This window comes from Haladaptatus sp. ZSTT2 (assembly GCF_037081775.1).
Taxonomy (GTDB): Archaea; Halobacteriota; Halobacteria; order Halobacteriales; family Halococcaceae; genus QDMS2.
Genome location: NZ_JBAMHQ010000002.1, coordinates 107,247 through 132,194, shown reverse-complemented (window position 1 = coordinate 132,194; position 24,948 = coordinate 107,247). Strand labels below are relative to the sequence as shown.

Sequence of the window (24,948 nt, the reverse complement as noted above, 5' to 3'; positions counted from 1 at the left end):
CGCCCTACGCACTGCGTACGTTGAGGACGGGGCTTCCTGGTTCTACGACGAGGCTTGCAGACGCCACCGTAGCGTCCACAGCGGCACTCATCTCCACAGGCGTTAACGAGAGCAATGCTCTCGTTCGCCCATCAGAACCGCTATACGATTCTGAGGACGTTGATTCGGGCAGTCCCTGCCCTACTTCAGAAAACGCACGCTGAAGAATGTTATACGCCGCATTCAGGTCACGGTCACACTCGAACCCACACGATGGACACGATAATACTATCAAAGAAGTTCACATGCAACCAGTCGATAGTCGCATCATGCTGGAGCGAAAAGGATTCTCAGGCTGTTTCTACTCTTCAGACGGGGGTTCTTTCCGTGGAAGGTACCGGTGTGCTAAGGCTAGGACCGCGAGACCCCCGGTTGCGGCGCCAGCTGCCAACGATTTCCGTGACTTAATCGGGCCATCTATCAGGTGGCGAAGCCGTGAGAGTGCGTCCTCATTGTCTAGCTCCAGCAAGTCCTCGAAGGCTTCTCGGCTGATTGACCCGAACGAAACGTCGTCGGGAATTTCGTCCATCCAGCGTGTTTCCGCTATCTCGTCTACTGTTTCTACTTCTTGTGACCCACATGTGATGTGGTAGATGATTTGAGTGAGGATGCTGTCGGGAAACGCCCACACTAACACCATTACCGGCTCTGACTCCTCGACCGTACATCCAGTCTCTTCGAGGAACTCTCGATGCATCGCTCCCTCCAGGGTTTCCCCGTCTTCGACAGTGCCACTTGGTAACTCCCAGTCTCGGTCGGGTTTCGTGTTCTTCACGAAGAGGGTTTCCCCGTCGCGTTTCGCGATCCCTGTCACGATAATTTCGTTCTCCGGGAAGGCATGAGGTTCACTCAGCGTCATGATCTCCAACGGAACGTCGTGACTCGAGAGTAACTCGTGTGCGCGTTCAGGGAGACTCAACCGCATCACGTTGACACAACGTGACACCCAAGTAAATGCATTGTGACCATCTCTCTTCCATGTCGGTTCAAAAATTGCGGTGGAGTCAGCTAGTCAGCCGACCGTTGGAGGAGCGAACAGTGAGATGGCATATTACCCGCGAAGAGAACGATCTCGACGCTGGTGATGACAGCACAATCTGACTCGCGAGATTACAAGACAGGCACAGTAACGAATCCGATTCAACAAGCCACAGACTTCCGTTTCGAGGCGAGCGTAGAAGGACTATTTGAGGAAACCTACGAGGTCTCGTTTTCGACGAACGAATCTCATGGAGTTGAACTCTATATCCAGAACAATGGGCTGGAGTTTCGCGAAGTCGGCAGAAATTGGTTGTAGTCAAGGAAGCCAATAGGCGTGCGTCCCACTCTGCTGTTGCTCAGCTGTATCTTCGTGACACTAACGACAAAGCAGTTCTCGTGAACTCCTCACGAGTGACCGACTGTCGCTCCCGCTCCAGCCGCATAATTGGACGGTACCAGAACTGTCGTGCTGCAGGTAGAGGCCTATTCAGAATCCCAAATCCGCGTTGAGCCAGTCATTGCTCACCCGTAACCCTCACGATTATTATATATAATTGTGTCACGTACATTTCATTCATGTCCGGATCCAACCGACGATTACGTCGGTTCGCCCTCGCCGGTATGCTCGGGCCAATCGCGTGGTGGCTCCTTATCGTACTCAACGGGGCCATCACACCGGGCTACAGCCACGTGAGTGACTTCATCAGCACGCTTGGCTCGGTGGGGGCTCCGTACGCCTTCTTGCAGCAGCTCAACTTCGGTATCTTCGGAGGCTCCATCCTCGCACTGGCGGCCGGCATCCACTTCTGGTTCGATGATGGACGCAGACCCCGCGTTTCGACCGCGCTGCTCGGCGTCTTCGGGAGCGGCGTCCTCCTGGCCGCGGTGTTCCCCGAGAATCCCGCGGCGCCCGATTCAGTGACCGACACGCTGCACACCATCGTCAGCATCGTCGCGTTCCTGGCTGGCGTCTCGGCAGTGAGCCTCGTCACTCGCCGGCTCGGTGCCGAAGACCGATGGCCGACCTATCGGTACGAACCGGCAGTGACGCCAGTCGTCGTCCTCATGACGTTCGTCGTCTCGGTGTCCACCGTCATCATCGAATCACCACTCCTCGGGCTCACCCAACGGGTGTTCATCGGCGTGATGTCGCTGTGGGTGGCCGGGCAGTCGCGTAGACTGTATCGTTTGAGTGGTGAATCCGACCAGGTTGAACTTGATGAGGAATGGTCGAAATCCAGCGACTCGGAGACTGTTGGTTGACAGACACAACCGAGAAGTCTGAACACGGGTCGATTCGCTCGTCGAACAACTCGTTTGAAGCGCGGAGAGTGACGTGGTGCGGGCATCCCGGCAATAGGCTCATCTGTGTGCTCACAGTATCTTTGGTATGCCAATCGAGGACACCGACGGACTTCGCCGGATTCTCGGCTACAAGCGAGTCGCCGTCGTCGGGGCATCCACCTCCTTCGAGAAAGATGCCCACATCGTGCCCGCGTACCTCCAGCGCCACGGCTACGAAATCATCCCCGTCAACCCGACGACAGACGAGGTTTTCGGCGAACCCGCCTACGATTCACTCGCCGAGGTACCAGGGACGGTCGACGTGGTGCAGATTTTTCGCCCAGCCGAAGAAGTCCCCGAAATCGTCGAACAGGCAATCGCCCGCGGCGACGTGAAGGCAATCTGGATGCAACTCGGGATTCGTAACTACGAGGCGGCCAAGATGGCCGAAGACGCCGGATTGGAGGTCGTTCAGGACCATTGCATGAAAGTAGAACACGGACAGCTCATTCGCCACCCGATGGACTGATTGTTACTAATATCGAGACATGGGTCAACATCTGAAACAAGGCCACCGAATGATACTCTGAAGTATGATACTCTGAAATACGATTATTAAGTGGATGACCGCCCGGAACGGTCGGTTCCGAGAAATTTGACACGACCGAAGGAAGTGATTCGAAGTGGAGGAGAGCGAGCGAAGGGAAAACAGGGTCACGACTACTGAGTTGCGTGATTGCTTCGGTCCTGAAATCGCGATCGTTCAGCCAGGACCGTCACGAAATCGGCTACTCAGTGACTTCGAGACGCTCGACTTGCCCCAGATACGTTGTTCGACCCTGTGAACGAGAAAACACCGCGCCCGTGTCGTAGTTGATGAGCGTTACCCGACTGGTGGTGTCGGGTTCGACGAGAAAGCCCACGGTATGGTCGCTCGTGGTCACAGATTCCTTAGCGAGCTTCCCCGTACGGGAGACGACGGATTGGGAGCGCTCAGAGACATAGTGAACCGTCACGTCAGCGTCGACGGCAGGGGGATTTTCAATAGGCATACGCTCGTTCCGCCCTCCGGGGTGAAGAACATCTCGTTATTTGCCTAATTTTCCGCCATTTCCAAGAATTGGTGACATCGTCCGCCGCCGACGCTTTCACCGACGATCGGTCGACCGCTCTTAAACCTACCTACCTTCGAACTCGCCCAATAGATAGTCAACACGGGGCCGAACTCGTTCATGACGAGATTTCTGAACAGTTGGTAACTATTTCTCGCGGTTGTTCAAATATATGAGTATGGCTGGGAACCGAGACATCGACCGCATTCGAGATTCAATCGGGCACGACGGTCCCTCTGAGAAAGCACCAACCGATCGAAAGCCGCCCAAAGAGGAGTTCGGTTCATCGCTTCGTGAAAAGCGTGAGAACGAACCGACTGCAGACCGGGTGTACCGTGTTGCGCTTGCATTGTACGAGCCAACCCGCGTGAGCGATATCGCCGAGCGAGCAGCGTGTTCGAAAAACGGGGCACGAACGCACCTCGACCGGCTCGTCGAATTGGGAGTCTTGACGAAGGCAAGCGAGAACCCCGACCGCTACGAACGAAACGAGTCCTACTTCGAATGGCGTCGCCGACACGAACTTGCGCAGTTGAGCGACCGGGAACGACGTGACAGAATCGCTGCATTGCTTCGCCGTCACGCAGAATTTAACGAGTTGTTCGGTGCTGACACGCCCGACGAAGTAGACCCACTTGCGTTGCCGACAGATGATGTCGAAGCTCGCTGGCTTGCACTCACGAAATGGGAAAGCGTTCGTCGCGAAGTTCGCAAGTTGCGCTCGATTTCTCGTGATGTGCCTGACGAGGGTGTGGTGTGAGGGGCGGTGACCGAACGAAACGGACGCCAAACCCAGAAGTGCTCCGCAACCTGGCTGCATTTCTCACAGACGAAGTGTGGATATCGCGGATCCTCACATTTCCACCCGCTCACGAGATCATTTTCATCGGCCACCGGCAGCTCGACACAGGGATGGGGAGGACCAATCGTTTCCGCCCGACCTGCTCGATGTCGTGATAGAAGTGGTTGCGCCATTCATCAACGCTCGCGTTGGAGACCTCTGGGAAGCGTTCGAATAAGCAGTCGAGATACGCATCTGCCTCTCGGGCGGCCTATTGGCGAAGGTAGCAGAGTGTCTCGTCGAAGGCTTCGTTGCTACGGTTCTGTGGAACCACGCTGGTGAGACGACACGCAAACCCCTTGTCAGACAATCATGTCGCTTGCTATCACTATGCGCACTATTATACTGGCGGACATCCCGAGAATGAACACTGCAGATTTCGATGCCTGCCACAGACGCGCCTCCTGACGACCGGTCGACAGCCCACTCCGAACACTCCTTCATTCGCGTCCGCCCGACAGCCACCGCGCCGAACCCGCGAACGGTAACAAAACAGTTCCAACGCCTGCATGGCCTTGGCCCAGACACGACCACGAGTCTCATCTCTCGACTCGTCAGGCGAACCCCCGACCCGACAACCATCGAATTTCGCCTCGTCTCTGACGGCACAACCGAAACGACCATCGACTATTACGTCGGCATCGACAGCGAATCGGTCGACGTCCTTGAACGCATTCTCAATGGGATGTTTCCGAACACGTACGAACTCACTCGCGTGACTGTCGATACGCTGAGGGTGGATGAGACACCCGACGCTGCGGTCGAATTCCTTAGCAATCTAGAACGGCGCCGAGACTGGCAAACCCAGCTTACCGCGTTCGAACAGTTCCACGAAACTGACCACACCCGATTGCCACTCTCAGACGTCATCGAGACGATGGCAACGAGTTCGGTGCCGATTGTCTTCCAGACGCTCGTCCAACCGAAGCCTGACTGGTCGCGCCAGGCAGAAGACCGTCGCATCGACATCGAAGCCGGCCTCGACACCTTCGGTGGAGCGCTTTCGAACGCCATCTGGGGACCACCGCCGAAAGACGAGCATATCCTGTCTGCGAGTGATGAAGCCCGCCTCGACGAACTCGCAGCAAGGCTGACACGCCGCTCGTTCGAGGTGAACGCCCGCGCCGTCACACTCGAGGCAGACACCGACCAGTCCACCTCGATTCGCGAACTCGCAACCGCCTTCGACAGCGTGAGCCACACCTGCTATGAGATATCGAGTGCGGTGTACACCGACGACGACGTCGACCGCGTCTACGAGGACATCCACACACAGAGATTCTATGCGGCCGATTTCGACCGATTGACCAACAGACTCCCGTGGGGGAAACACACGGGCAGAGGGATCGTCGCAGATGCCCGGGAAGCCCCGAACTTCTGCATCCTCACCGGCGAGTCGCTTACCTCGGCTGGCAAGCGAGCAGTCGCGCCCACCCCAGGCGAGCGCACCTCGATTCCTCGCCCACCCGCAGCCCAGTTGCGTGCGTACACTGATGGCCTCCTCGTTGGCCATCCACTCACCCAGGATGGAACGGCAAGCGCCCGTGGCCTCTCGTTGCCACCATCACTCCAGCCGTTGCACGTCGCGTGGTTCGGGAAGACCGGGTCGGGGAAGTCCACAGCGCTCGTGAACGCCATCCTTGAAAATCAGGAAGCGACGGAGGGTGCGAACATCCTCATCGACCCGAAAGGTGATGGGATGGGCGAAGCCTACTGTCGCGCGCATTTTGCGAAATACGGAACGCTCGACAACGTGCTCTATTTCGACTGTGCGGAAGTCCTTCCAGCATTCTCGTTTTTCGATATTCGTGATGAACTCGACGCGGGGGTTGCACGAACCACGGCCGTCGAAGATACCGTCGACCACTACATCGAGATTCTCACCCAAATCATGGGCAAGCAGCGTTTCGAGCAAGCGGTGCGCTCGCCCGACATCATCCGCTATCTCGTGAAAGCACTGTTCGACCCGGTGAATGGGGATGATGCCTTCTCGCACCGAGAACTCCACGACGCGGCCCGCAGGATGCACGAGCGACAGACTGCACCCGCCGTGTCTGATGACGAACTCGAACGCATGCTCGGGGGCGTGGTCGCCAATCGTGCCCGCTCGTTTGACGAAATCATGCAGGGCGTAGCGAATCGGATTGAGAAGATTCCCGTTGACAAGCGACTGGCGCGGATGTTCAATCACGTTGCCGACAGAGATGGTGAGGAAACGAAGGGGCCGCACTTCGACCTCGCTGACTCCCTCGACGAGAATGCGGTGATTATCTTCGATACGGGCGGCCTCCGGAGTGGTGCCCAGCGCGTACTCACGCTCGTCATTCTCTCGAACCTCTGGACGGCGTTGCGAAGACGGACACAGAAAGGTGAGGAGGACGACCATCCGCTCGTGAATCTCTACATCGAGGAGGCCGCGAGCGTTGCAGTCACGGATTTGCTCACGGAGTTCCTCGCCAAGTCGCGGAGTTTTGGGTGTTCGGTGACCCTCGCAATGCAATTCCCCGGCCAGCTCAGAGAGGCGAGCGAACGGGCGTACAACGAGGTTCTCAATAACGTCTCGACATTCGTGACGGGGAACGTGCCCATCGACCGCGAGCTGGCTGCTCGGCTCGCGACCGACGAGATGGATGCGACGGAGGTTGGAAATCGCCTCCGGGCGTTGCGTCGTGGCCAGTGGTTCGTGAAGCTGCCTGCCGCGTTCGATACGGCTGAGCCTCGCCCGTTCCTCGTGCGGTCTGCGCCGTTGCCACCCGGCGACCCTGCGGGAGCGCGCCCGCTTACGGAGAGTGAGCAAGTGCGGTTTGAAGAGACGATGGCTGAGTTGTCCAAGCGGACGCGTGACGAAATGGGGGTTACGCTCCACACGTCGAGTGAGGCGGATGAAAACGGAGATGAACCAACCCCTTCGCTTCGAGTGGACACAGCGCTTGCGCACACCAAACGCATGCCTGAGACGGTGGAGTACGATGGGGAAATTCACGCCCTGCGTTGTGTGAACTGTGACAACCGCTACGACCGCTCCATCGGGGGCATGAAGCGTGCGATTGCGTGTTGTTCCTCGCTTGACGCGGTTGACCGCGATGATATTCCGGTCTGTTCGGTTGGGCTCAAGCTCACCGAAGAAGAACGAGAACTGTCCGACTGGACTGACCCTCAGTTGCTCTTCTTGCAGGTGGTGTACAACGCCCAGCGATTGCGCTATGACGAACTGGAGTACGACATCCTCCGCGATTCGATGATTCGCCTCCAAGAGTACGTCGGCATCGAGAGCGGGGCGATTCAGGATTTACTGGACGGGGACTTGCTTCGCCACGATACCGACCACCCACATCGGTTGTTTACGGTGACCCCCGAAGGTCGAAAAGAGATTGGCGAGAGCTACCGCCAAGGCGTCGATTACGGCCACGGAAAGGGTGATTTGGAGGAATCGAGTCAGCACATCGTCGCCGTTGAGATACTTCGACAGTACATCGTGACTGAGTTCGCAGAGAATCCTGAGTCGGAGGTCGTCGAGGTGGTTCCGTACTACGAGATTCGTGAAGGCGAGTTGCCTGCGGCTGGCTTTATGGGTGGCTCAGACGACGCTGCGGCTGCGACAGATGGGTTTGAACAACATCGCCTCGACTGTGTGGGGTTGGATGCTGAAGGCGATGTCGTGGTTGCAGGAGAGGCAGAGCGAATCAATCACGATTACCGGAAAGCCGTTCCCGAAGATTTCGATAAGATGGCTGCGTGTGAGCCAGCAGAATCGATTTGGGTGGTGATGTCGCAATCAGATGGGCACAAGGTGTTGTCGGCGTTGAACAACTCGAACGGAGGCGAGCCGCGTGTGGAGAAGACCTACGCTGAGACAACGCCACCCCAGCATTTCAACATCGACACACCCGGGTTGACGGCGATGTATCCTGCGGCGTGGTTGCGTGACCGGTATTTGGAGCGGTGAATGAATGTGCGCTGCCCTATTGTGCTGAGATGAACATTTTGTAAGCACGAATTTACTATCCCAATTTCAGTCGAATCTGAAACATGATTCGCGGCAGAACGCTCATTGTCTATCTTTTGGCGTGCTTCGTCATCCTCTCTGGGTGTGTCGAATCGCCCCAAACAGGGCAGACGACTGAGTTCTCGACGGCAGAGCAAGGCGAGCAGACAGACGCTATCGAGAGCGAAACAGAACGGGAGCGACCAACCACGAGCGAGACACCGACGTCACAAACACAGGTTGAACCCACGGTGGTGACAACGCCACAACGAACCCCTACCCCAACACAGCAGACCACGATTGTCTCCACGACTGTTGTGACGACAACCCGCATCGTGACGACGACAACTCCACGGCCAACGACGACAACAGCGAGGACTACGGCAGTCACGACGACTACTCGAACGCCAACACCGACACCGACACCGACACCAGCGCCAACCACCGTTGCACCATCCGGACCGAACGAGGGCACCGAGTGGACGGTGACGATTACCCGCGTCATTGACGGTGATACTGTCGAGGCACGATTCCCGAATGGCGAAATCGACACCCTCCGACTCTTGGGCGTTGACACACCTGAAACGACGTATAGCCAAGTGAATCCCTCCGAATACGAGGGCATTCCAGACACGGTTGCAGGACGAGACCACCTCTTCGAGTGGGGTGAGCGAGCAGAAGCATTCGCAGTTCGAGAACTCGATGGCAAAACGGTACGCATCGCCGTTGACCCACAAGCAGACCGACGTGGCTACTATGGTCGGCTCCTCGTCTATGTCTACGTAGACGGAGACAACTTCAACAAGGAGTTGCTCACGCAGGGCTACGCCCGCTTCTACGACAGTTCATTCTCAAAGCGTACTGAGTTCAGAGCCGCTGAAGAAGACGCACGAGAGAATGAAGTTGGCCTCTGGGATGTGTCCGATATTCCAACGCCAACGCCCACACCGACCGAATCGAACACTGATGATGTAGACTTGCCACCCCTACCTGCGGATGGCGATTATGACTGTGGACACTTCGACACGCACGAGCAAGCCCAAACCGTCCTTGAGAACGATCCGTCTGACCCACACCGACTCGATGCAGATAATGACGGCATTGCCTGTGAAAGCCTCCAATGAGGATTCTAGCTGAAGGGAGTTTCTACAGCATTGAATTCCTGACCACTGTTCGGTGCTGGTTCTGTTGGAGCGTGCTCATAATCGCATATAGTTCTGTAGCATGAGTCAGCGGGAATCTAGGCGGTGCTACGCGAGTCGTTACATTTGCAAACTCGGGTATTTTGCCCGGAAGAGAGCGGTAGAGAAGACGATGTGTGGGACCTAGAGTGAATGTGGCGACCAAGCGAGCAACAAAGAGAGATGGTGAGAGCCAGAATATTCCCAAACCCGGGTACGTAACGCGATTTTGAAGAAACTGTTTTGACGTGACCGGCTCATTTTCAAAAACTCGAAACCGCAAGAAGGAAACCGATTATGAAACTCTGAGAGGCGGATTTGGAGTTACTGTGCAACATGCAAAAATCAACAAATCCATCGAATTCAAACATCTCACCCGCTCAAACGCCAGTTTCGCCTCCGCAAAAATTCCACACTAGTTCAAACACAGCCAGTCTCAACCAGCCTCTTCCGGGCAATGAACCCGATTATGAAGTCGAAATAACAGGCACAGAATCTCCTAGACACTCCAGAACCAACTCAAAGGCAGTAATTCTGATTATGACACCTCAGTAGATGTGCCGACTACGGCTCACTCCCTTCGATACAGGCCGTCTCAGCCACTTGGAGAGCTAATTCGGTGTAGAGTTAATTCGGTGAGACAGTAAAAACACAAGAGGAAAACCGATTATGAAACCCTCATGACGGGTAGAGCCGTCCTCGAAATTGGTATTCCGTACGGGGAATGGCTTGGAGTCGCAATTGGTGCTGTCGTCGTATTCTCGGTCTTTGTCGTTCTATACTGACGATGCAGTAACGCGAAACGCGACCGAATGTCGACTTCCGAGCCAGGGAGAATCGGTTTGTTTCGGCTACGACGCAACTGTGTATGTGTCTCCGTCCGCTCGCGCTCCCAAGATGCCTGATAGTCCGCCACTAACGACTCGCTGAGCAGGTCTACGAGCATTCTGACCAACGAACCCACCGACCTGCTTGTTCCTCACACTGGCGTAACGAGACAGTTCCCTGCCGGTAAAACAATCATGGTACTTATGTTTTAGACCGGAGATAGGACAGTCGCATGCCAGCAGACTTGAGGATTGTTAACAGCCGTGTCGTTACGCCGGCCGGAACGATACGCGGAGGCGTAGCGGTCGAAGACGGCAAGATCACCGCGGTGGGATCCAAGGAAACGCTCCCGGAGGCCGACGAAGAGATAGACGCGGAGCAGAACCACCTGATTCCGGGAATCATCTGCCCGCACAACCACATGGGGCTCTCGGCGGGTTACGAAAACGACTACCACACCCAGTTCGAGCTAGACATGGAAACCGAGACCCGCGCCTCCCTCAAGGGCGGCGTGACCTCATTCTTTACCTTCCTCCTTCAGGAGGAGCCGTACATGTCGGACATGGACTTCTTCGTCGACACCGGTGAGGAGCAGTCGTACATCGACTTCGGCTTCCACGCGATCATCCACCAGGACCACCATGTCGAGGAGATCGAGCAACTCGCGGACGACGCGGGAATTCGCTCGTTCAAGCTCTTCTTCAACATGTACAAGAAGTCTGCGCCGGAGCTGGGAATCGGCCACTCCGACGCCGGTCGAGTGTACGAAGTCTTCCGGAAGACGTCGGACATGGGCGGTGCAGTCGTGATGTTCCACGCGGAGAACGACGACCTGCTCCAGAAGACAATCCCCCAGGTCCGAGATGAGGAGGGGCGTGATAGCTTGCGGGCGTGGGCCGACAGCTCCCCGGGCATCGCGCAGGCAATGCAGGTTGAGCAGATTGGCATGCTGTGCGAAGAGACCGACGCCACTGCCTACGTCGTTCACAACAGCGCCAAAGAGACGATCCCCGTCCTCAAGAAATATCAGGATCGCGGGGTCCAACTCTACGGAGAGACGCTCCCCTCCTTCCTCGCGAACCACTGTGAGGACGAGGACGTCGGGCTGTGGGGGAAGATATCCCCCCCGATCCGGTACAAGGAAGACCAGGAGGCGCTGTGGGCGGGTCTCCGCACTGGCGCGCTCCAGCACGTCGGGACCGACCACTGCCCATATCCGCGAGAGTTCAAGGGCGAAAGGAACGGCAGCTTCTGGGAGGGCCCGCCGGGCGACCAGGGTTTGCAGACGTTCCTGCCCCTGCTGCTCCACGAAGGCGTCAACAAGAACCGCATCAGCATGGAGCGACTCGTCGAGACGTGTTCGACGAACACGGCGAAGCGCTTCGGACTGTACCCTCGGAAGGGCGCACTCGTCGAGGGTGCGGACGCGGACATGCTGATCGTCGACCTCGACAAGGAGGTTCACGTCGACTCCGAGTGGCTCGAGGGCCTGGGTAACGACTGGTGTTCGGCGTACGACCGAACCCTTCGGGGCTCGCCGAGCCACGTCATCACGAGCGGAAAAGTGGTCGTCGAAGACGACGAGATCCTCACGGAGAAGGGGATCGGCGAATACCTCCCTCGGGGGCCAAGCGGCGTCGACGCAGCGTAACTGACTCCTGTAAGGAAGGGGTCACCTCTGGTGTCCATCCAAGGTGCTGCAAACAGAGCGCATATCCGCCACGGAACGAAATCGTGAGATGTGATTGGTCGGGTAGACGCAAAGGGGCACTCTTCGAGAGAACGATTAACTGGCTCTAGTTAGAGGATTCTTCATGGACATCCGACGCAACGGACAACCGCCCAACTCTGGAACCCAGGTGTTTTCCCGTGCGAAAAAGATATCGAGTGTCCTAGCAATGATCTAAAGGACGGGACTTTCCATGAGTCGGGTAACCCCGCACTACTCTGCTGATTCGAGTAACTCCTTGATCGTCGCTGAGCTTCGTTCCATCATTTGACGAATCAGTGCCTCATCAATCGAATCTGGAACAGACGCCTGCTGGGTAATCCGCGTTTGAGACAATCCCAAGTCCTCAAAGGTGATTCGCCCCTGCATCTCGAAGCCACCCTCTCTGATAATCGAGCCCATCGCTTGGTTGCGTTCGAATTCTGTTATCTCCATCGTTCCCTCGACGGGTGTGTCATACCGTGTGTTCCGACGGCGAATGATGGTTCCAACTTCGATCGAACCATCCGACTCCTGTTCTAGTTCGATATCAGGATCCCATCGTGGGTGATTCTCGACATGTTGGTCGGCGATGAAATGGAACACGTCAGAAACCGGTCGGTCGATTATATTGGATACTGAAACAATCAATCCCCCACCGATACCCCTACTCGCTTTATTCGTCATTGTCCGTCACAATGAATACGTCTTGCAAAGAAATAGAGGCTCCGTGCGTGAACGCTCGTGGACCGATGAGCACGAATAGTTTACTTCTGAACGCCGATTTGAAGTCTATCTATAGTACATATATGAAGCCGTACACTACTCGTGAGGATTCGAAGGCTGCTATATCAGGATAGCACTGGACATCATCCAACCTGTCAAAACTATACAAACAAGCAAAAACGGTTTTGGCAGCCGAACTGGCCAACAGAGAAAACAGAACAAAGGATGAGCGAGAACCCCGTTGAACGCATCCTAGTAACTGAATAGAGGAGGAACTAAACGACGGGAAATACTGCTTCAAAAATATCGTGTTTCTCGCGGATTCCACGCAGAAAGGTAACACCGGAATGGTGCCATATCGTCCCAAAAACTGTACGTCAAGAATATTCTTTGTGATGAAGTCAATGCCAGACTAACTTAGCACCAAGAATGAACGGTCGGTCCTCTTCGAAATATGCAGCTGAAATAAGAGAACGTTAGAATTATTTGCTCACAAATTGGTGCAGTAGTGAGTGAACCATCTTGATGAAAATCCTGTCGAAGAGCTGTAAAGGGCTCTCGACAACGTGGAAGGAAAGAAGCTGACACAACGGCTCTTAGCTGCAATCGCGAACAAGCACTGTGTGAAGCAGACAGAGATGGCCGAGTGGAACGACCTTCAGCGCCGGATGACACCGATGAGAGGGTTCATCAAGGCGTTACTGACGGGATTCTAGGAGAACACGGAAGCCCTCAAACTCATGGTAAGAGAAATACAAAGGCGGTTTCTGGAGCCACCCGGACAAATCAGAATCGACACGCCGACGTGGACACTGGCGTTCGCTCAGCAATACCTCGGAGTCAGCTTCGATGTGGAGTATTCGATCCCGAGTTGCCGACGGTTGCTGAAGGAAGCGGGATTGAGCTATCAAAAATCTCACCGCTCAGCCGTCACGAGCTGTGACGGACTCCCCTTCGGACTCGTTGGTTTGAACTCAGTCAGTGAATGCAGGAGACAGCTCCAAGCAGCTCTCAGTAGCACCTTTTTCTCACTTGACGAGCTCACCACAGCGATTGATACCGCTCTCGACCAGCGTCTCCTCCAGAGTGTGAGTAATTACTTCTAGCGCTTACTGTGGTACTCGTGTTGTGGTTATGGAAATGAATAACAGCTGTGTTGTTATGTGGGTCAGCTGTAGCGCATGTAGCTGTCTTCAAGGTTCGCCTTGACGCCAGCTCTTCGCGCTACCGGAGCTCTCGGTGTAATCCGCCATTGGTCACAGCGGAACAAGACGTCTCTTTCGTGGGTAAGAGAACGGCCACGAACCGACGCCATGGTCGTATTCGGGGGGTACTGGATACCCTCAGAGGAGAAAAGCGCCACTTACTGAGGTGGGAGAAGGCAAAATTACACACATAGATAATATCAGAATATGTGGACTTTGAGAGAATTCTTCTGCCAATTCAAGCATGTGTGAAGGAATAAATTCTCCAACAATATTTACAGAAAATATTTATCATACCATTCCTTACCTTCCGAAAATCTCATGAATCGACGTACATTACTTGGGATCTCCACAGGCATTCTTACAGCATGGTCAGGATGTCTCTCTATGTTCGAATCATCAGACGTAGAAGCATACAAAAGGTTGGAAATATATAACAGGTCTGAGAAAATCCTCACAATATCTCTTGCTATAGCGGAGGTTGATTCCACTAAAAATAATATTGTTTTCGAGAAGCAAATAACACTTGAACCGGATCAGATGGAGGTGTTTGAAACCGACCTAGAGTTAGACAAGAAATATAATGTATCTGTAACTACCGACGGAGGTCCCAACGGTTCTGGGGAAGTTACAATGTGTGATTGTATTCTTGTCGTGAGAATTAATGAGGGGAATGTCGATATCAGTTTCTCGGCTTATTAATCATCATACCTGGCAACTCGAATAACAGACGTACTACTGTTATGGAAAGTTTCCAAACAAGGGACGCATTTTACTATGAGACGGGCTGAGGTGAGTCCCAGAGGAGCAGCTGGCCGTGCACGACCACTTTGACAGATACGAGTAAGATTGTAGGCACGACTGCTAAGGGGAATAATTCACGGTTTGATGCCCACAAGCACTGTACCACCGATACACTCTAACTGAATGTCCAATAATATCGCGGAATTACGTGAGGTAGCCTATTTTCAGTCAAATATACCAATTATATTCATGCTTAATCCTCACAAACCTGCAGGGTTGCAAACTTGCGGCCAGCAAATGTCATTCGCTTTGAACTCTGATATTCATTTCGATCGTGTGTGCCATTGCCACGATCTGTTTTGGCAGCTCCTCGGAGAGCCTTCTTCCACTCAGAACGCCAACCGGGGCTGAAGCCGATATCGCTCCCAGGATAGAACCATCTTCCTTCGTAACCGCTGCACCTACAGCACGCAATCGGGGGATATATTCTTCGTCGTTGACAGCGTATCCTTGGTCTGATATTTCCTTGAGTTCGGCAACGAGACGGTCGCGGTTCGTAATCGTGTTCTCGGTGTGTTCAGACAGTCCATGGCGCGAAATATGTTCGTCCAACTGGTCCTGATCGAACTCCGCCAACATCGCTTTGCCAGCTGCAATACAGTGGAGCGGGGTGCGGTAACCGACCTCATCTACAGGGGAGATGCTCCGCTTCCCACCCGCTATTCCAATACAAACCGCCCGCCCGAACTCTTCGATGTAGATTTGCATTCGGACGTTCGCCTCTTGAGCAAACTCATCAATTTCATCCATAGCGTGCTCAAAAAGGACATCGTTCCGTCGTCGAGTTTCACCGATGGTCAGAAATCGGTATCCGGTGTAATAATGGTCGTCTTGCTTGATTACTAGTTCTTGCTGCATCAGAGTCGCTAGGTGCGGGTACACTGTCCCTGGGGTCAAGTCGAGATGATCTGCGACTTCCGTGAGCGTTGCGCCGTTCATCTCATGGAGAGAGTCCACAATCGCACACGCTTTTTCGACTGCCGCTATCGTCCGCGGGCCGCCGTCTGGCGAATTTTGAACCATGTGCTAGGCATAGTCAAGCCTTGACTTCAATTTGCCCCTCTCAAAATATCAGAAAGTCGAATTGAAGATTGGTCCGTGCCCCTCACGCAAATTTTTCGGAAAAATACACCGTCAAGAGAAATATCCCCATGTTTTTGGAGTCCGTAGTAATAATAATTGTCCGAACTTTTGATTAATTCCCGCAATAGTGTGTTAGCTTCTCAAAATTACCCAAAATAAATATTGGAGAATATGTATTAGGTATTTTATATCACGGCACAAGCTGATTTGGCGGATGACAGCGAGACGCTCATACAACGCGCGGGCTACAAATTGACCGAGATCGTCGAGCGATGGTGCCTAATCCGTTCCTCTTCGTCTGAATCCTGAGCTACGTCACATTCGACCTCGGAATGGTCATCGAGAGGACTGGATCCATGGAGATGGGAATGCATTGTCTGACTCATTGTACTCCTGAAGGTCAATTTCGGGATAGACCCTACTAGAACTGATATCACCATCAAGGCTCGTGCTAGAAGTTATAGCAAATATATTATTAGTTGCAGTAGGTTTATGGCGGTGGGATAATGACATTGTTATGCAATGCCAGACCCTTGTATTATAGGCGTGGGTACATCACCCATTGGCAGGACCGATCTCACTGGCCGCGATCTGTTCGCAGTCGCAATGGAAGAGGCCTTTAGTGGCCTCCCAGATCCGGCATCATTCGTTGACGCGGTCTACGCCGGAAGCCAATCCGAGATGTACGAACACCAGATTATGATGGGGACCTTGCTGGCCGAGTGGGCCGGCCTCCGAAACGTCCCCGCCGAGCGAGTTGAGGCGTGTGCCGCCGCAGGTGGGCTCGCATTGAAGAATGCAATGCGGGACGTCAAAACCGGCACTCACGACGCAGTCCTTGCCTGTGGTGTAGAGAAGATGACTGCTGGCGGAACCTCCCACTCGATCGAATCCCTTTCGGGGGCGTTCGACCGAGCACTCGAACAACGGTCGGGGATCACTGCCCCAAGTCAATACGCGCTCATCGCACAGCGGTATCTCCACGAATCGGGGATTACCGAGGAGGAACTTGCGGAGATTTCGGTGAAGAACCATCATAATGCGTCCCAGAATCCACGCGCGCACTTCCAGAAGGAAGTAGACATTGACGATGTAATGGAGTCTGACTACATCGCACCCCCGATCAAGCTCTACGATTGTGCGCCGGTCAGCGACGGAGCCGCAGCCGTAATCGTCGTGTCCGAAGACCTTGCTTCGGAACTAGTCTCTGACGAAGAACAGGTGAAAATCCTCGGGAGCAGCGTCACTTCGAACAACCTCTCGGTGGCCGACCGGAACCTTACCTCCATCGAGGGTGCCGAAGTGGCAGCTGAGCGAGCCTACGACGAAGCCGGAATGTCCGCCGAAGACATGGACGTGGCAGAAGTTCACGACGCATTCACCGCATGCGAGGCGCTCTTAGCAGAGGCTGCCGGGTTCGCACCCTGGGGAGAGGGTATCCAAACTGTCCGCGATCCTGCCGAACGGTCGGCCGACTGGACCGATGTCCACATCAATACCAGTGGCGGACTGAAGGCACGGGGCCATCCCACTGGTGCGACTGGCCTTTTACAGGCCGTCGAGGTGTACGAACAACTCACAGGTAATGCTACGGCTGGACGACAGATCGAGAACGCTAACGCCGGTCTGTTAATCAACGAAGGTGGTGTAGCTGATGCCTGTACCGTGGCACACGTTCTTTCAATCTAACAATGAGCAATAACGACCTACAGACAGTGACACACGAACAGCGTGAAATTACCTCAGAGAGTCCCCTAACACTGCCAGGGTTCTTCGAGGCAATGGCAAATGAACGCCTCCTAGCCGGAAAGTGTGCGGAATGTGAAAACCGCATGATTCCGCCGAGACCAGCCTGTTACGCGTGTGGCAGCCGTAACATCGAAATTGAAGAGCAACCAATGACCGGCGAGGTTATCAGCTACACGGAAGTTTACCGGCCGCCACCGGCGTTCGAAGCTCTCGCTCCATTCGCAATCGCGACTGTCGAACTGGACTCCGGTGCGCGATTAACCGGTCGAATGACGGTTCCATACGACGACGTGAATATCGGGATGCCAATTCAGCTTCGCATCAGACAGCCAGAAGAGATCGGTGCCGACACGGAGCTCCGTCAGGAGAAAGACTGGCCGCTTCACGTAATCGAACCCGCCTAAGTGATTCCGTCAGTCGATCAAGAAGCGGTGTAGCGGCTACAAATGTCGCCGCACCCAAACCATCGTCCCGCTGCGACAGGCAGGAAAACATTTTTCATGGTGGCTTACAATTGTGTGTATAGTTAGCAATGTCCTTGCCAAGCCTTGGCGATAAAGATGGGATTGTTCACGAACAGAACCACGACTCTGTCAGGCAGACGAACGCCTACGAGTTCATGGAGAAGTACGATATCCAAACGACTGACGAACTCGTAACTCGGACGACGAGAACGGTCGAGGGAATCGAAGCATCGGGCCTCGACTGGTTCTGGGATGAAGTCGTCGATTATCTCGACATTGAATTCTATGAGGACTACGATACCGTTCGGGATGACACGAACGGTCCGCAGTTCACGCATTGGTATCCTGGGGGGAAGTTCAATATCGCCCACAACGTGCTTGATCGGCACGCGGCGACTAACCCAGAGAAAACCGCGTGTCTCTGGGAGTCCGAACCAGGTGAGGTGTCCGAAACCAGTTTTCAGGAGCTTAACCGAGAAGCGAACCAGGTCGCGAACGCGCTTACCGAGTATGGCATCAAAGAGGGCGATAGAGTTGGGTTGTATATGCCGATGGTGCCGGAGGCAATTTCGATTCTCTATGGCTGTTTCAAGGTTGGCGCAGTTGTCGTCCCGATTTTCTCCGGATTTGGTGTCGAGGCGACTGCATCCCGCCTACAGGACGCCGGTTGTCGGATCATATTCACGGCAGACGGGTTCTACCGTCGTGGCTCCGAAGTAAATATGAAGACCACAGCAGATGCGGCCAGGAAACAGGCCGACAGCGTTGAGAGAACCATCGTCTTCGACCGGTTGGATGCTGACCCCGAATGGGATGATTCGGTGGATGAATGGTGGACGAATGCCGTCCTGTCCCAACCCACTGAATTCGAAACCCGAGAACTCGACGCCGACGCGGAAGCCATGTTATTGTACTCTTCCGGCACAACGGGGAAACCAAAGGGTATCGTCCAGACCCACGCTGGACTGCTCGTGAACTGTGCGACTGAGATGTACTTCCACTTCGACCTGAAGCCGGATGATCGCTTCTTCTGGTTGACTGATATCGGCTGGATGATGGGTCCGTGGGCGTTACTTGGGAACCACACCTTTGGAGGCACTGTGTTCCTGTACGAGGGTGCTCCGGACTATCCTGAACCAGACCGGTTGTGGGAAATGGTCGACAGACACGACTTAACGATTTTCGGTATATCACCGACCGCGGTTCGTGCCCTCATGAAATCAGGTGACGAGTGGGTACAAAGCCACGACCTGTCTTCACTTCGGTTGCTCGGGTCAGCTGGTGAACCATGGGATCCAGAGTCCTGGTACTGGTTCTACGAACAAATCGGCAACGGTGAGATACCCATCATGAACATTATCGGTGGAACCGAGATTTGTGGCTGTTTCCTCATGCCCTTCCCCTCGAATCCACAAAAGCCCTGTACAGTTGGGGGCCCAGCGGTGGGCAAAGCCGTCGACATCGTGAATGAGGCAGGCGAGTCCATCGCCGACACGAACGAACGAGGTTATCTGGTGGCGACTGACTCGTGTCCCTCGATGACCAAATCCCTTTGGAGTGGCGACAGTCGGTATCTTGAGGAATATTGGTCGAAGTTCGACGACCTCTGGGATCACGGCGACTGGGCGCAAAAGGACGAGGATGGCTTCTGGTTCCTTCATGGCCGCGCAGACGATGCGCTGAACGTTGCTGGCCGGAAAGTCGGGCCTGCAGAATTAGAAGGTGTCGCAATAGAACATGGCTGTATCAATCAGGCCGCAGCAGTCGGGGTTCCTGATGACACAACCGGTACTGCCGTCGTATTGTACGTCATTGTTGAACCCGGATGCGACGAAAGTGAGTTGTTCCGTGAAGAGATACGAGATCAAATCGCCCAGGAACACGGCAAACCGTTCAAACCGCGTGAGATCCTGTTCGTCGACGAGTTCCCGAAGACGCAATCCGGAAAAATTGTGCGTGGAATCATCAGCTCGCTCTACCAAGGCAAAGAGATTGAAGACACGTCCAGTATCGAGAATCCGGAGAGTTTAGCGAAGGTCAAAGACGCTCGATAGTAAATACGAAATCCAGTAACACATTCAACAATGAGTGACTCATCTACGGAAGTTTGGCCAGTCAGTCAGCCCGAAATTGGCGATACCGCCAAGAGGTCTCGAACAATTGAAGAAAAAGATATCGAACGGTTCTCCGCGATTAGCGGCGATTACAACCCACTACATTATGATGCTGAGGCAGCGGCGAACTCCCAATTCGGTGAAATCGTTGTGCAAGGGGGAATTACAAGTGCGATCCTTAATGCGGTCGTCGCCGAAGACCTTCCTGGCCCAGGCACCGTTTTTCTCTCAGTGAATTGGAACTTCAAGGCACCCGCACGCCCTGGCGACACTATCACAGGTTGTGTGAAGGTGACGGACGTTCGTGACGACAAACCCATCACGAACCTCGAGACGACCGTAACGCGAGACGATGGAACGGTCGTACTAGATGGAACCTCAGTCTGCTACACCATGGATATGGGATCGAAGGACAAGGACTAATGATATCATGCTCTGACAACGCCGGATACACGGCACGAACCAGATGACGGGAGACATTCAGCTCTGGGGAGAGTACGGATGAGTGAAATAGACAGTTGGAACAAACAGTGGGCGGTAGTGAATATGATAAGTGGGGGCGAACCGAAATGGCGAGTCTTGCTCCTCGTGGCCGTAGCTGAGTTATTCGTCATGACGCTGTGGTTCAGTGCGTCAGCTGTATCGTCATCATTCGTAACTGCCTGGAATCTATCCGGCACTGAGGCGGCTTGGCTGACTATTTCCGTACAACTGGGTTTCGTCGTGGGCGCGCTTCTTTCCTCTATCTTCACTATTTCAGATACGATCCGTCCACAGTACTTGTTCGCCAGCTCAGCGTTTGTCGGTGCTGCGGCAACCGTGCTTATTGCAGGGGTGGTTCAGTCGTTTCTTCCTGCTGTTGGCCTTCGGTTCGTGACCGGCGTAGCCATGGCTGGTGTGTACCCAATCGGCATGAAGATGATGGCAGAATGGTTTAAGGCGGGTCGAGGGCTTGCTATCGGCGTATTGGTTGGTGCACTCACTGTTGGGTCAGCTGCGCCCCACCTTCTTCGCGTATTCGGGGGTATCGGGCAACCGCGGCTCGTGCTCTATGGAGCGGCAGTCGTCGCCACGGCCGGAGGGCTCCTGATCTTGAAATATGAATCGGGACCGTATCAAGCGGATACGTCACCGTTTGACCCAACTGCAGTCTGGCGAATTCTACGCGACCGAGGAACGTTGCTCGCGAACGTTGGGTACTTTGGCCACATGTGGGAACTGTACGCTATCTGGACCTGGATTCCATTCTACATCGCAGCGAGTTTGCATGCGAACGGAAGCGGCGGGTCCGCGACGACATCGTTGCTTGCTTTCGGGACGATCGCCATCGGGGGCGTGGGTGCCTGGCTCGCAGGCAGTGCGGCAGATCGCGTGGGGCGGACGACCGTTACTAGCGCAAGCATGGTCATTAGCGGCCTCTCCTGTCTCGCTGCTGGGTTCGTCTTCGGCGAACCACTAGTCATCCTGGCCCCGTTCTGTCTGGTCTGGGGCTTCGTGATTGTCGCCGACTCCGCACAGTTCTCCGCCTGTGTCTCCGAACTCGCGGAGGACAACTACGTCGGGACGGCTCTCACCTTGCAAACTGCGATTGGATACATTATCACCACGGTCTCCATTCAGCTCGTACCAGTATTCGAGGGGTATTTAGGTTGGCAATGGGCGTTCGCCCCCTTGGCTATTGGCCCCGCTATCGGCACCGCAGCTATGCTCTATCTCCGGGTACTCCCAGAAGCGTCGAACCTGGCCGGTGGCAGAGGATGAGGCAATCATCTCGCCACTGTAATCCAAGATATCGAGGTATCATCTGATGGTATAACCCCAGCTAATCAGGTTTGAACCATTCAGATGGTCCGCTGCATGCTGGGGAAGTAAGAGCTGACCCGTCTATCGAAACTCTGGCTCGAACCACCCCCTCATTTTTGTATAGTAGTATAAAGTTTATAAATAGATAATCGCTCCGTAGTATAGCGATTTTTCGAAAATCCACCGCTTCCAAAGCCGGTGTTGACTAACCCAATAATCAACACCACAGTTTTGTACCCTGCTGCCGTCTGTGCGTCCAACGTCATGCCCAATCCAACGGACGATGATTCTCCGCCCCGAACCTCGACGCGCAACTCCGGGGGGACACGGCTCCAAGACGCGCTTCCACCATTCCTTGCGAGCAAGAGCAAGGGAGAAACCGGATCGGGTAACTACCAGCGCAACGCAGAACGAGTCGTTGGCCTGTGGATTGACTGGCTCGAAACGCGTGGAGTGGATACATTCGACGAGTTAGACGTCCGCTCGATGCGCGAGTACGCGCGATACCTGACCCAGCGGGTTCGTGCCGATGCCATCGTGGCCTCGACCGCGCACAACTACTACGCCGTCGTCCGGGCGTTCTTGACCTGGTGCGTGCGCGAAGAACTCATCGCGGACAACCCCGCGGCAAAACGCCGTGCAGAAGAGGAATTACCCGACAAATCGGCGGGTCGGAAAACCCAGCCAGAACAGTTCTGGTCGCCGACAGAACGCCGCAAAATCATGGCCTTCGTTAATAAGCGAGCCCACGACGCCATCGATGAACAGGGGTTCGACGCAATCGAAGAAACGCGTGACCGGGCGCTCGTCGCCCTCCTTGCCTACTCCGGAGTTCGGGGCGCAGAGGTGTTCAACGCACCCGGCGACAGTCGGCGTACTGGATTGACGTGGGCAGACGTTGATCTCGACGAGGGGATATTGGTCGTTCTCGGAAAATCCCAAGAGCGCGAGCCGGTACAGCTGCCACCACAAGCGTGTGAACCCCTGCGTCGGTACCGCGAACTGCTCGCTCCGCCAACTCCCGAGTGGCCGGTGTTTCCGACGCGAAGCGCGCCGACCCTCTATTCGACGGCGCGAGACGGGCTTCGGGCAGCAGGATATGTGGACAATGAAATCGATGAAATTCTCTCTGGAGCCAACACAGAAGCGGTGATTCGCGCGTACGAACTCGTCCCGCCGTCGGTGACAACGACGGGAGCCCGCGCCATCATGAAACGGCTCTGTGACGAGGCTGATTTCGAGGTCGCGGGTGACCGCGACTACCTGACGCTCCACGGTGCGCGCCGCGGCCTCGGTGAGACGCTGTATCGGGCCCACAGCCCCGCAGCCGCCCAGCGTGCGCTCAGGCACAAATCCCCGGAGACGACGGCTCGGGCATACGCTCACATCGAGGCGAGCGACCTCGCAGAACAGGTCGGTGGCGTGCTCGATGACGTGGATGGAGAGGGCGAATAACCCACAGTACATCCAGTTTTAGGCCCACCTAAATATCGAAACGCCCTTAAGGATTTAGGGTCGCCTAAAAGTATGAACGGTAAGTCGCAATCGAATCCGACCCGGCGGCGGTATCTCAAAGGTGGCGGTGCGCTCATCGCTGGTGGCCTGCTCGCCGGCTGTACGGGCACGAACGATGCAATCGGGCAGAGAACGGAAACGGGCGGTCAGACGACCGAACCACAAGACGGCTCGACCACCGAAAGCACAGAAGGACCGTACACGGTATCGATGTCACCGATGGGAAACGTGACGTTCGACGCCGTACCAGAGTCGGTGTTCACCGTCTTCTCGCAGTACGCAGATATGGCAGTCGCCCTCGGGCACGGCGACGCAGTGAATTCGGTGTACGTCCCCGAGATGTTCGGGACGACGCTCAACCACTACACCCACCACTTAGACGGGGTGTCGTTCGATTGGGAGGGCCTCTATGACCCCCTCATGGCAAGCTTTTCGAAAGAGAAACTGTACGAACTCGACAGCGACGTCCACTTTGCTGACCCAGCGTGGGCCTCGACCCAGAGCAACTGGTCGAAATCCGACGTAGAGGAAATCAGCGACCAATTGGCACCGTGGTTCGGGAACTTCTACAGCGGAACCAACGGCGCGCCGCCGAAGGGATACGAAAACTACGACTACTACACCCTCTGGGAACTGTTCGGGAAGGTCGCGGCCGTATTCCAAGAGCAAGCGCGCTACGAAGCGCTCGCTGCGGTGCACACGGACCTCGTCTCTACCATCCAAGACGCGCTGCCACCGAAAGCAGAGCGCCCGACGGTCGTTCGTGCGACACTCGCCGCAGACGGTGAGAAGTTCTACACGTACCACCTCAACAAGCCGGGCTACTGGCTCGCAGACACCCGTCCGCTGGACGCGAACGACGCTTTCGCGGACGAGGATTGGGGCGGACTCTGGGGCACCGTTGATTACGAAGCGATGCTCGAAGCCGACCCGGATATTATCCTCCACCTCTGGGGGATGACGCCGAGCTACAGCATGCAGAAGACGCGAAAGACGCTCGAAGAACACTCGGTGGGCAGTCAGCTTTCGGCTGTGAAGAACGACCGTGTGTTCGCCGCCGGAATGCGGTATCAAGGCCCGCTCATGAACCTGTTCCAAATCGAGATGGGCGCAAAACAGCTCTATCCAGACCTGTTTGGCGAGTGGCCTCGCTACCAAGATGGCGACCACTACCCGGACATCCCCGAAGACGAATGGTTGTTCGACCGGACTCGTGTTGCAGCAATCGTGAACCGCGAGTTTTAATCACCCAAGCGGCGGAAACACAGCTCGGCAGTGCTGGCAAAGAATCGGGCACCTGCCCAACCAGAATGCCAGCCCAATCTAACCAACCTCGACGAACCGTCAAATCCGGCCGTAAGAGCAAAACTAGCCAATCTATACAAACCATCCAAACTAGTTCGCCCCATGGAGTCAAAACCATACAAACTATAATAATGAAAGATATTTACTAAATTTTTCTAGTTGTCAATTGCACTCTATATAGGTTGAATCAGGCATTTATTGGTGAATAGAATAATATTGTC

At 55.0% G+C, this 24,948-nt stretch carries 19 protein-coding genes and 3 pseudogenes; 17 read left to right on the top strand and 5 right to left on the bottom strand.

The genetic code is table 11. The features are described 5' to 3' along the window. Positions 1–4: 4 nt before the first annotated feature. Together V5N13_RS15520 and V5N13_RS15515 are read right to left on the bottom strand one after the other, a co-directional pair. Positions 5–274: a zinc ribbon domain-containing protein gene (locus V5N13_RS15520; protein ID WP_336361534.1), complete on the bottom strand. Its 270-nt coding sequence runs from the start codon at positions 272–274 to the stop codon at positions 5–7. A gap of 66 nt (positions 275–340) precedes the next feature. Further along, positions 341–898, bottom strand: coding sequence for an NUDIX hydrolase (locus tag V5N13_RS15515; RefSeq protein WP_336361533.1), 558 nt, complete (start codon positions 896–898; stop codon positions 341–343). A gap of 698 nt (positions 899–1,596) precedes the next feature. Between V5N13_RS15515 and V5N13_RS15510 the strand changes: the two genes are divergently transcribed. After that, the gene (locus V5N13_RS15510) at positions 1,597–2,283 is read left to right on the top strand and encodes a DUF998 domain-containing protein (RefSeq protein WP_336361532.1); all 687 of its coding nucleotides are present in this window, start codon (positions 1,597–1,599) and stop codon (positions 2,281–2,283) included. A 127-nt stretch (positions 2,284–2,410) separates the two neighbouring features. Then, positions 2,411–2,833, top strand: coding sequence for a CoA-binding protein (locus tag V5N13_RS15505; RefSeq protein ID WP_336361531.1), 423 nt, complete (start codon positions 2,411–2,413; stop codon positions 2,831–2,833). Positions 2,834–3,092: 259 nt separating this feature from the next. Here V5N13_RS15505 and V5N13_RS15500 read toward each other — a convergent pair whose 3' ends face one another. Further along, positions 3,093–3,356, bottom strand: a complete 264-nt coding sequence (locus tag V5N13_RS15500) for a hypothetical protein (protein WP_336361530.1) — start codon at positions 3,354–3,356, stop codon at positions 3,093–3,095. A 238-nt stretch (positions 3,357–3,594) separates the two neighbouring features. Here V5N13_RS15500 and V5N13_RS15495 point away from each other — a divergent pair, with 238 nt between their 5' ends. The 4 genes from V5N13_RS15495 (at position 3,595) to V5N13_RS15480 (ending at position 11,902) form a co-directional block, all read left to right on the top strand. Further along, entirely contained in the window at positions 3,595–4,176 is a 582-nt protein-coding gene (locus V5N13_RS15495; RefSeq protein ID WP_336361529.1) for a DUF7342 family protein, read from the top strand. Between the two features lie 463 nt (positions 4,177–4,639). Further along, a complete protein-coding gene (locus V5N13_RS15490; protein WP_336361528.1) occupies positions 4,640–8,203 on the top strand; it encodes a type IV secretory system conjugative DNA transfer family protein in 3,564 nt (1,187 codons plus the stop codon). Positions 8,204–8,286: 83 nt separating this feature from the next. Beyond that, the gene (locus tag V5N13_RS15485) at positions 8,287–9,366 is read left to right on the top strand and encodes a thermonuclease family protein (protein WP_336361527.1); all 1,080 of its coding nucleotides are present in this window, start codon (positions 8,287–8,289) and stop codon (positions 9,364–9,366) included. 1,117 nt (positions 9,367–10,483) lie between these two features. Continuing rightward, positions 10,484–11,902: a dihydroorotase gene (locus V5N13_RS15480; RefSeq protein WP_336361526.1), complete on the top strand. Its 1,419-nt coding sequence runs from the start codon at positions 10,484–10,486 to the stop codon at positions 11,900–11,902. A 291-nt stretch (positions 11,903–12,193) separates the two neighbouring features. Here the strand turns inward: V5N13_RS15480 and V5N13_RS15475 are convergent, their stop codons facing one another. After that, a complete protein-coding gene (locus V5N13_RS15475) occupies positions 12,194–12,646 on the bottom strand; it encodes an SRPBCC family protein (RefSeq protein ID WP_336361525.1) in 453 nt (150 codons plus the stop codon). Between the two features lie 605 nt (positions 12,647–13,251). On the opposite strand from V5N13_RS15475, the pseudogene V5N13_RS15470 reads away from it, so the two are divergent. The 3 genes and pseudogenes from V5N13_RS15470 to V5N13_RS15465 all read left to right on the top strand — a co-directional run. Next, a pseudogene (locus V5N13_RS15470) lies at positions 13,252–13,614 on the top strand (winged helix-turn-helix domain-containing protein); the annotation flags it as partial. 39 nt (positions 13,615–13,653) lie between these two features. Further along, positions 13,654–13,791, top strand: a pseudogene (locus tag V5N13_RS17195) (IS630 family transposase); the annotation flags it as partial. Between the two features lie 486 nt (positions 13,792–14,277). Further along, positions 14,278–14,592 (top strand): hypothetical protein, encoded by a 315-nt coding sequence (locus V5N13_RS15465; protein WP_336361524.1) that lies wholly within the window; start codon positions 14,278–14,280, stop codon positions 14,590–14,592. A 342-nt stretch (positions 14,593–14,934) separates the two neighbouring features. On the opposite strand, the gene V5N13_RS15460 is transcribed toward V5N13_RS15465, so the two are convergent. Next, positions 14,935–15,717, bottom strand: a complete 783-nt coding sequence (locus V5N13_RS15460; RefSeq protein ID WP_336361523.1) for an IclR family transcriptional regulator — start codon at positions 15,715–15,717, stop codon at positions 14,935–14,937. A 582-nt stretch (positions 15,718–16,299) separates the two neighbouring features. Here V5N13_RS15460 and V5N13_RS15455 point away from each other — a divergent pair. The 8 genes and pseudogenes from V5N13_RS15455 (at position 16,300) to V5N13_RS15420 (ending at position 24,667) form a co-directional block, all read left to right on the top strand. Beyond that, complete coding sequence (locus tag V5N13_RS15455; protein WP_336361522.1) at positions 16,300–17,466, top strand: thiolase C-terminal domain-containing protein; 1,167 nt, start codon at positions 16,300–16,302, stop codon at positions 17,464–17,466. A 2-nt stretch (positions 17,467–17,468) separates the two neighbouring features. After that, positions 17,469–17,648: pseudogene (locus V5N13_RS15450) on the top strand (zinc ribbon domain-containing protein); the annotation flags it as partial. Positions 17,649–17,675: 27 nt separating this feature from the next. Further along, positions 17,676–17,930: a Zn-ribbon domain-containing OB-fold protein gene (locus tag V5N13_RS15445; RefSeq protein WP_336361736.1), complete on the top strand. Its 255-nt coding sequence runs from the start codon at positions 17,676–17,678 to the stop codon at positions 17,928–17,930. 128 nt (positions 17,931–18,058) lie between these two features. Next, the gene (locus V5N13_RS15440; protein WP_336361521.1) at positions 18,059–20,044 is read left to right on the top strand and encodes an AMP-binding protein; all 1,986 of its coding nucleotides are present in this window, start codon (positions 18,059–18,061) and stop codon (positions 20,042–20,044) included. A gap of 30 nt (positions 20,045–20,074) precedes the next feature. Next, positions 20,075–20,527 (top strand): MaoC family dehydratase, encoded by a 453-nt coding sequence (locus tag V5N13_RS15435; RefSeq protein ID WP_336361520.1) that lies wholly within the window; start codon positions 20,075–20,077, stop codon positions 20,525–20,527. Positions 20,528–20,650: 123 nt separating this feature from the next. Further along, entirely contained in the window at positions 20,651–21,865 is a 1,215-nt protein-coding gene (locus V5N13_RS15430; protein ID WP_442905110.1) for an MFS transporter, read from the top strand. A gap of 306 nt (positions 21,866–22,171) precedes the next feature. After that, on the top strand, positions 22,172–23,362 hold the full coding sequence (locus V5N13_RS15425; protein ID WP_336361518.1) for a tyrosine-type recombinase/integrase: 1,191 nt from the start codon (positions 22,172–22,174) through the stop codon (positions 23,360–23,362). A gap of 72 nt (positions 23,363–23,434) precedes the next feature. Continuing rightward, positions 23,435–24,667, top strand: a complete 1,233-nt coding sequence (locus V5N13_RS15420) for an ABC transporter substrate-binding protein (RefSeq protein ID WP_336361517.1) — start codon at positions 23,435–23,437, stop codon at positions 24,665–24,667. The last annotated feature ends 281 nt before the right edge of the window (positions 24,668–24,948 follow it).

Excerpts from the sequence above, each read along its gene's own strand:
- V5N13_RS15430 (WP_442905110.1), top strand. The coding sequence starts at position 20,651 with ATGATAAGTGGGGGCGAACCGAAATGGCGAGTCTTGCTCCTCGTGGCC.
- V5N13_RS15490 (WP_336361528.1), top strand. The coding sequence starts at position 4,640 with ATGCCTGCCACAGACGCGCCTCCTGACGACCGGTCGACAGCCCACTCC.
- V5N13_RS15485 (WP_336361527.1), top strand. The coding sequence starts at position 8,287 with ATGATTCGCGGCAGAACGCTCATTGTCTATCTTTTGGCGTGCTTCGTC.
- V5N13_RS15505 (WP_336361531.1), top strand. The coding sequence starts at position 2,411 with ATGCCAATCGAGGACACCGACGGACTTCGCCGGATTCTCGGCTACAAG.
- V5N13_RS15440 (WP_336361521.1), top strand. The coding sequence starts at position 18,059 with ATGTCCTTGCCAAGCCTTGGCGATAAAGATGGGATTGTTCACGAACAG.
- V5N13_RS15460 (WP_336361523.1), bottom strand. The coding sequence starts at position 15,717 with ATGGTTCAAAATTCGCCAGACGGCGGCCCGCGGACGATAGCGGCAGTC.
- V5N13_RS15475 (WP_336361525.1), bottom strand. The coding sequence starts at position 12,646 with ATGACGAATAAAGCGAGTAGGGGTATCGGTGGGGGATTGATTGTTTCA.
- V5N13_RS15420 (WP_336361517.1), top strand. The coding sequence starts at position 23,435 with ATGAACGGTAAGTCGCAATCGAATCCGACCCGGCGGCGGTATCTCAAA.
- V5N13_RS15435 (WP_336361520.1), top strand. The coding sequence starts at position 20,075 with ATGAGTGACTCATCTACGGAAGTTTGGCCAGTCAGTCAGCCCGAAATT.
- V5N13_RS15500 (WP_336361530.1), bottom strand. The coding sequence starts at position 3,356 with ATGCCTATTGAAAATCCCCCTGCCGTCGACGCTGACGTGACGGTTCAC.
- V5N13_RS15465 (WP_336361524.1), top strand. The coding sequence starts at position 14,278 with ATGTTCGAATCATCAGACGTAGAAGCATACAAAAGGTTGGAAATATAT.
- V5N13_RS15445 (WP_336361736.1), top strand. The coding sequence starts at position 17,676 with ATGACCGGCGAGGTTATCAGCTACACGGAAGTTTACCGGCCGCCACCG.
- V5N13_RS15425 (WP_336361518.1), top strand. The coding sequence starts at position 22,172 with ATGCCCAATCCAACGGACGATGATTCTCCGCCCCGAACCTCGACGCGC.
- V5N13_RS15495 (WP_336361529.1), top strand. The coding sequence starts at position 3,595 with ATGGCTGGGAACCGAGACATCGACCGCATTCGAGATTCAATCGGGCAC.
- V5N13_RS15515 (WP_336361533.1), bottom strand. The coding sequence starts at position 898 with ATGACGCTGAGTGAACCTCATGCCTTCCCGGAGAACGAAATTATCGTG.
- V5N13_RS15510 (WP_336361532.1), top strand. The coding sequence starts at position 1,597 with ATGTCCGGATCCAACCGACGATTACGTCGGTTCGCCCTCGCCGGTATG.
- V5N13_RS15455 (WP_336361522.1), top strand. The coding sequence starts at position 16,300 with ATGCCAGACCCTTGTATTATAGGCGTGGGTACATCACCCATTGGCAGG.
- V5N13_RS15480 (WP_336361526.1), top strand. The coding sequence starts at position 10,484 with ATGCCAGCAGACTTGAGGATTGTTAACAGCCGTGTCGTTACGCCGGCC.